Origin of the sequence: Streptomyces sp. N35, from assembly GCF_016464295.1 — a bacterium.
Lineage (GTDB): Bacteria > Actinomycetota > Actinomycetes > Streptomycetales > Streptomycetaceae > Streptomyces.
Window position 1 is genome coordinate 203,042 of the sequence record NZ_JAEIMH010000003.1, and the last position, 6,204, is coordinate 209,245.

The 6,204-nt window shown below is 72.0% G+C and carries 5 protein-coding genes and 1 pseudogene; 3 read left to right on the forward strand and 3 right to left on the reverse strand.

All coding sequences use genetic code 11. The features are described 5' to 3' along the window. Positions 1-108: 108 nt before the first annotated feature. The 3 genes from JAO81_RS02755 to JAO81_RS02765 all read right to left on the reverse strand — a co-directional run bounded on the left by JAO81_RS02755 (position 109) and on the right by JAO81_RS02765 (position 2,474). Positions 109-741 carry a DJ-1/PfpI family protein gene (locus JAO81_RS02755; RefSeq protein ID WP_199546091.1) on the reverse strand — a complete coding sequence of 211 codons (633 nt, stop codon included), beginning with the start codon at positions 739-741 and terminating at the stop codon, positions 109-111. Between the two features lie 87 nt (positions 742-828). Beyond that, complete coding sequence (locus tag JAO81_RS02760; RefSeq protein WP_199546109.1) at positions 829-1,464, reverse strand: DJ-1/PfpI family protein; 636 nt, start codon at positions 1,462-1,464, stop codon at positions 829-831. Positions 1,465-1,517: 53 nt separating this feature from the next. Continuing rightward, complete coding sequence (locus JAO81_RS02765; protein ID WP_199546092.1) at positions 1,518-2,474, reverse strand: GlxA family transcriptional regulator; 957 nt, start codon at positions 2,472-2,474, stop codon at positions 1,518-1,520. Between the two features lie 111 nt (positions 2,475-2,585). On the opposite strand from JAO81_RS02765, the pseudogene JAO81_RS02770 reads away from it, so the two are divergent. The 3 genes and pseudogenes from JAO81_RS02770 to JAO81_RS02780 all read left to right on the forward strand — a co-directional run. Beyond that, positions 2,586-3,471 (forward strand): annotated as a pseudogene (locus JAO81_RS02770) (hypothetical protein). A gap of 81 nt (positions 3,472-3,552) precedes the next feature. Continuing rightward, the gene (locus tag JAO81_RS02775) at positions 3,553-3,699 is read left to right on the forward strand and encodes an LPFR motif small protein (protein WP_199546093.1); all 147 of its coding nucleotides are present in this window, start codon (positions 3,553-3,555) and stop codon (positions 3,697-3,699) included. Between the two features lie 111 nt (positions 3,700-3,810). Further along, on the forward strand, positions 3,811-6,204 hold a 2,394-nt coding region (locus JAO81_RS02780), incomplete at its 3' end, for a Tex family protein (RefSeq protein ID WP_307813115.1).

Genomic DNA, 6,204 nt, shown 5'->3' on the forward strand with positions numbered 1-6,204 from the left:
CCGGGGCGGGGGGCCCGGGCGGGGGGGGGTCCTGGGGGGCGCGGACGGGGGGGGGGGCCGCCCCCGGGGAGGGTGCCGCGGCCTTTCTGGAGCGCAGGGCGCCACGGTTCAGCTGGATGCCGGACTCGTCATCGTCGAGCGCATGAGCTCGACCAGGTGCGCGGGTGCCTTGTCGGGCGAGCCCGCGTCGTAGGGCGGCTGCGGGTCGTACTCGGTCATCAGCTGGACGAACCGGGCGTGGTCGTCGCCCGCGATCTTCCCCGCGAGGGTGAGGCCCATGTCGATGCCGGACGAGACTCCGGCGGCGGTGACGTACTTGCCGTCGAAGACGACCCGCTCCCCCGTGGTCTCGGCGCCGTAGCTCGCACACTGGTCCATGTAGAGCCAGTGGCTGGTGGCGCGGCGGCCCTCGAGCAGCCCCGCGGCCCCGAGCAGCAGCGAACCCGTGCAGACCGAGGTGGTCCAGGTCGTGCCGGCGTCGACCTGGCGCAGCCAGTTCTGGATCGCCTTGTTGTCGACGGGGACGTGCGGTCCGCCGGGCACGACCACGATGTCCGGGTTCGTGACCTCGTCCAGGGACTTCCGGGCGATGAGGGTGAGGTTGCCGGTGTCGTCGTGCACGGGCCCCGCCTGTTCGGCGACGAACACCGTCTCGGCGCCGGGGAGCGGACCCAGCATGGTGTAGGGGCCGATGGCGTCGAGGGCGGTGAAGTCGTCGAAGAGGAGTATCGCGATCTGCATGGGTTCCCCCTGAAGTGGCTGATGCCGGTCTGTGGTGAGTTGATGCCGGTCCGAGGTGAGTTGACGCCGGTCCGAGGCGGGCAGGTGTCAGTGCTGCGGGTGCCGGGTGTTGGCCCGGAACTCGGCGACGAGTTCGGCCGGTGCCTTGTGCGGTGCGCCCGCGTCGTACGGAGGCTGCGGGTCGTACTCGGTGAGCAGCTGGATGGACTGGGCGGCGCGGTCGCCGGCGATCCGTCCGGCGAGGGCGAGGCCCATGTCGATCCCGGAGGAGACACCGGCCGCCGTGACGTACTTGCCGTCGAAGACGACCCGCTCCTCGGTCGCCTCGACCTCGAAGCCGGTGAGGAAGTTGAGGGCCAGCCAGTGCGAGGTGGCCTTGCGGCCCTTGAGCAGCCCGGCGGCGCCGAGCAGCAGGGAGCCGGTGCAGACCGAGGTCGTCCAGGTGCTGGTCGCGTCGGCGGTGCGCAGCCAGTCGAGCAGGACGGGGTTGTCCATCTGCGGGGTCTGACCGGGGCCGCCGGGGACCAGGACGATGTCCGGGCGCTCCACATCGGCGAAGGTCTTGTCGGCGGTGAGCGCCAGGGCGCCGGTGTCGGTGCGCACCGGGCCCGTCCGCTCGCCGACGAAGACCGTCTCCATGCCCGGGACCCGGCTCAGGATCTCGTACGGTCCGACCGCGTCCAGGGCGGTGACGCGGTCGAAGAGGACGATCGCCAGCTGCATCTGTGTCTCCAAATTGATAAAGGTGTACGGGAGTTCGGGCGCCGACGGGTCGCTCAGGCCGGGACCGGGCGGAAGCGGCGGCGGTACTCGGCCGGCGGCACGCCGAGCGTCTTGACGAACGCGCGGCGCATCGCCTCCGGGGTCCCGTAACCGCAGGAACGGGAGATCTCCTCGACGCCCAGTGCGCTGTCCTCCAGGAGCCTGCGCGCCTGCTCGACGCGGACCCGCTCCACGTACCGTCCGGGCGTCATGCCCGTCTCGGCCTGGAAGGCGCGCGCGAAGTGGCGCGGCGAGAGACGGGCGCGGGCCGCGAGCGCTTCCACGCCGAGGTCCTCGGCGGGGTGCTCGGTGATCCACTGCTGGACGTCACGCAGCGGTTCGCGCTGTGCGGTCTGGGCCGAGAGCTGCGCGCTGAACTGGGCCTGATTGCCCGGCCGGCGCAGGAAGACCACGAGGACGCGGGCGACCAGGAGCGCGGTGTCGCGGCCGAGGTCCTCCTCGACGAGGGCGAGGGCCAGATCGATTCCGGCGGTGACGCCGGCGGAGGTCGCGACCTTGCCGTCCCGTACATAGATCGCGTCGGGTTCGACCTCCACCTCGGGGTGGCGGCGGGCGAGGGTGCCGCAGAAGGCCCAGTGGGTGGTCGCGCGCCGGCCGTCCAGGAGCCCGGCGGCGGCGAGCAGCAGCGCGCCGGTACAGACCGAGACGAGCCGCTCGGCACCCGGGGCCCGTTCACGCAGCCAGTCGACCAGGCGCTCGTCGGTGGCGCGGGTGCCCTCCCCGCCGGGCACCAGCAGCGTGTGCGGGACGGGTGCCTCGTCGAGCGTCCCGTCGGGCACGAGCGTCAGCCCGCTCGAGGTGCGCACGGGAAGTCCGTCGAGCGAGGCGGTCCGGATCTCGTACGGTGCGCCGCCCACCTTTCCCGCGGCGGAGAACACCTCGACGGGACCGGTGACATCGAGACTCTGGACGCCGTCGAAGAGGACGACGAGAACGGTGCGCTTCGTCATGGGTCCCATTGTTTTGGCTCACGCGTATGACAGCAATGCCGAGTACCCCACCTTTCCTGCCATGGCCGTCCCGGCCTTCCTTCCATACCGACCCGTCGGTAACGTGCGCGCATGACCACTCCACTGCCCGCGAAGGCCGGGCGCCGCTGCCACAACATGCTCAATCCGCTGCACTCCGCCCACTACTTCTCGCCGGAGTTCGCCAAGGAGATGGGCGCGCTCGGGCTCGACGCCTGGAGCCCCGCCTACTTCGCGGGCCGCTCGGCGGCGATGGGCGCGGTGGGTCCGGGGACCGTGGCGGCCACGTACTACAACTTCAAGTACGAGCTCATCGCCGCGCATGTGCCGGCGATCTGGGCGTCCGCCTCGCCCGAGGACGTCCTTGCCGCCCGGCTGCGTGCGGTCGACGCCAATCTGCGCCGGCTGCTCGGGGGCGCCGTCGGGGGCCAGGAGGTACGCGGCCGAGGGCCAGGAGATGGCCGAGGCGGCGCGGCTCGCGCTCACCGCGGCCGAGGCCTGCACCCGGCACGCCCGCCCGCTCTATGCCGCGCACGCGGATCTGCCGGTGCCCGACGCACCGCACCTGGCGTTCTGGCACGCGGCGACGCTGCTGCGCGAGTACCGCGGCGACGGCCATATCGCGGCGCTGCTGTCCGCCGGTCTCGACCCGCTGGAGGCGCTGGTCAGTCACACGGCGACCGGCAAGGGCTTCACTCCCAAGTGGGCCCTGGAGACCCGCGGCTGGAGCCGCGCCGAGTGGGACGCCGCGGTCGTACGTCTGAAGGAGCGTGGACTCCTCGACGCCGAGGGCGAGTTGACCGAGGCGGGCGTGGAGCTGCGCAAGGGTCTGGAGGAGGCCACGGACCGTATGGACGCGGCGCCTTACGCGCATCTGGGCGCGGCCGGGGTCGAGCGGCTGACCGGGCTCGCCGGCGGATTCCTGATGGCGGCACTCGGCGCGGGGGCGTTCCCGGCGGATCTGATCGGCAAGGGCTGACCGGACGTACGCGCGTTTGACCGGCGCACTCCCGGCTACCCGATCGTCTCCGAGCAGTGTTCACCGACGAGAGGGGAAACCGTGTTCCGCGCCATCGCAGATGTGCTGCGACAGATAGGCGGGGCCGTCGCCACCGTGGTGACGTTGCCGTTCCGGGCCGTGGCCCGGCTGTTCGGCGGCGCCTCCAGGAGCGGCGGACGCCGCACCCGGGCGCCGCGCCGCGCCTGAGCTCGCGGGCCGGACACCACGGCGCGCCTCCCGCCCCACCGGCTCCCCACCCGCCCTCGCCACCTGCCACAATGGCGGGCTCAAGCTCAGCGAGAAGGCGGTACGGGAATCGTGACGACACCCACGTTGTCCATCGAGAGCAGGATCGCCGAGGAGCTCGGCGCAGCGGAGCGGCAGGTCAAGGCCGCGGTCGAGCTGCTTGACGGCGGCTCGACCGTGCCCTTCATCGCGCGGTACCGCAAGGAAGCCACCGGCATGCTCGACGATGCGCAGCTGCGCACGCTCGAGGAGCGGCTGCGGTATCTGCGCGAGTTGGAGGAGCGCCGCACCGCGGTCCTCGATTCGGTGCGGGAGCAGGGCAAGCTCACCGACGCGCTCGAGGCGCAGATCCGCGCGGCCGACACCAAGGCACGGCTCGAGGACATCTATCTGCCGTACAAGCCGAAGCGGCGTACCAAGGCGCAGATCGCCCGCGAGGCCGGTCTGGAGCCGCTGGCCGACGGCCTGTTCGGCGACCCGACGGTGGAACCCCTGGCCGCCGCGGCCGCGTTCGTCGACGCCGACAAGGGGGTCGCGGACGCGCAGGCCGCCCTGGACGGGGCCCGTGCGATCCTCACCGAGCGGTTCGCGGAGGACGCGGATCTGATCGGTGAGCTGCGCGAACGGATGTGGACGCGTGGCCGGCTCGCCGCCAAGGTGCGCGAGGGCAAGGAGACCGAGGGCGCCAAGTTCGCGGACTACTTCGACTTCACCGAGCCGTTCACCGACCTTCCCTCGCACCGCATCCTGGCGATGCTGCGCGGCGAGAAGGAGGGTGTGCTCGACCTCGTCCTGGAGCCCGAGGAGCCCACGGACGGGCCTGCTGCCGCTTCCTCGTACGAGGGCATCGTGGCGCACAGGTTCGGCATCGCCGACCGCGGCCGCCCGGCCGACAAGTGGCTGCAGGACACGGCCCGTTGGGCCTGGCGCACCCGTATCCTCGTGCACCTCGGCATCGACCTGAGGCTGCGCCTGCGGACCGCCGCCGAGGACGAGGCGGTCAAGGTGTTCGCCTCGAACCTCCGCGATCTGCTGCTCGCCGCGCCCGCGGGCACCCGCGCGACGCTGGGGCTCGACCCCGGATTCCGTACGGGCGTGAAGGTGGCCGTCGTCGACGCGACCGGCAAGGTGGTCGCGAAGGACACCATCTACCCCCACGTCCCGGCCAACAAGTGGGACGAGGCGCTCGCCAAGCTGGCGCGGCTCGCCGCCGAGCACAAGGTCGAGCTGATCGCGATCGGCAACGGCACGGCCTCGCGCGAGACCGACAAGCTCGCCGGTGACCTCATCACCAAGCACCCGGAGTTGAAGCTCACCAAGGTGATGGTCTCGGAGGCCGGCGCCTCCGTGTACTCGGCCTCGGCCTTCGCCTCGCAGGAGCTGCCCGACCTGGATGTGTCGATCCGTGGCGCGGTCTCGATCGCGCGCCGCCTCCAGGACCCCCTGGCCGAGCTGGTGAAGATCGATCCGAAGTCCATCGGGGTCGGCCAGTACCAGCACGACCTGTCCGAGGTGAAGCTCTCGCGCTCCCTCGACGCGGTGGTCGAGGACTGTGTGAACGGCGTCGGCGTCGATGTGAACACCGCTTCCGCGCCCCTGCTCGCCCGCGTCTCCGGCATCGGCGCGGGACTGGCCGAGAACATCGTGGCCCACCGGGACGCGAACGGTCCGTTCCGCGCCCGCACCGGACTCAAGGAGGTGGCGCGGCTCGGCCCGAAGGCGTACGAGCAGTGCGCGGGCTTCCTGCGGATCCGCGGCGGTGACGACCCGCTGGACGCCTCGTCCGTGCACCCCGAGGCGTACCCCGTGGTGCGGCGGATGGTGAAGACGACCGGCGGCGAGGTGGCCTCGCTGATCGGCAACACCGCGACGCTCAAGTCCCTCAGGGCGTCCGACTTCGTGGACGAGACCTTCGGTCTGCCGACCGTCACCGACATCCTGCGCGAGCTGGAGAAGCCCGGGCGCGACCCGCGGCCCGCGTTCAAGACGGCCACCTTCAAGGACGGCGTCGAGAAGATCGGCGACCTGGTGTCCGGGATGGTGCTCGAAGGTGTGGTCACCAACGTGGCGGCCTTCGGCGCCTTCATCGACATCGGTGTGCACCAGGACGGTCTGGCCCATGTCTCCGCGCTCTCCAAGACGTTCGTCAAGGATCCGCGCGATGTGGTGAAGCCCGGCGACATCGTCAAGGTGAAGGTGCTCGACGTCGACATCCCGCGCAAGCGGATCTCGCTGACGCTGCGCCTGGACGACGAGGCAGCCAAGGACGGCGGCGAGAAGCCCGCCGGCGGCGGCCGGCGTGAGCGCGGCGGCCAGGGCGGCCGTCCGCCGCAGCAGCGCGGGGGCGGCAACCGGGACCGGCGCGGAGGCGGCGGTGCGGGTGGCGGCGGGCGTCCGGCGGCCGCCCCCGCGGACAGCCCGATGGCCGCTGCTTTGCGCAAGGCGGGGGTGGTCGGCCCCCAGCGC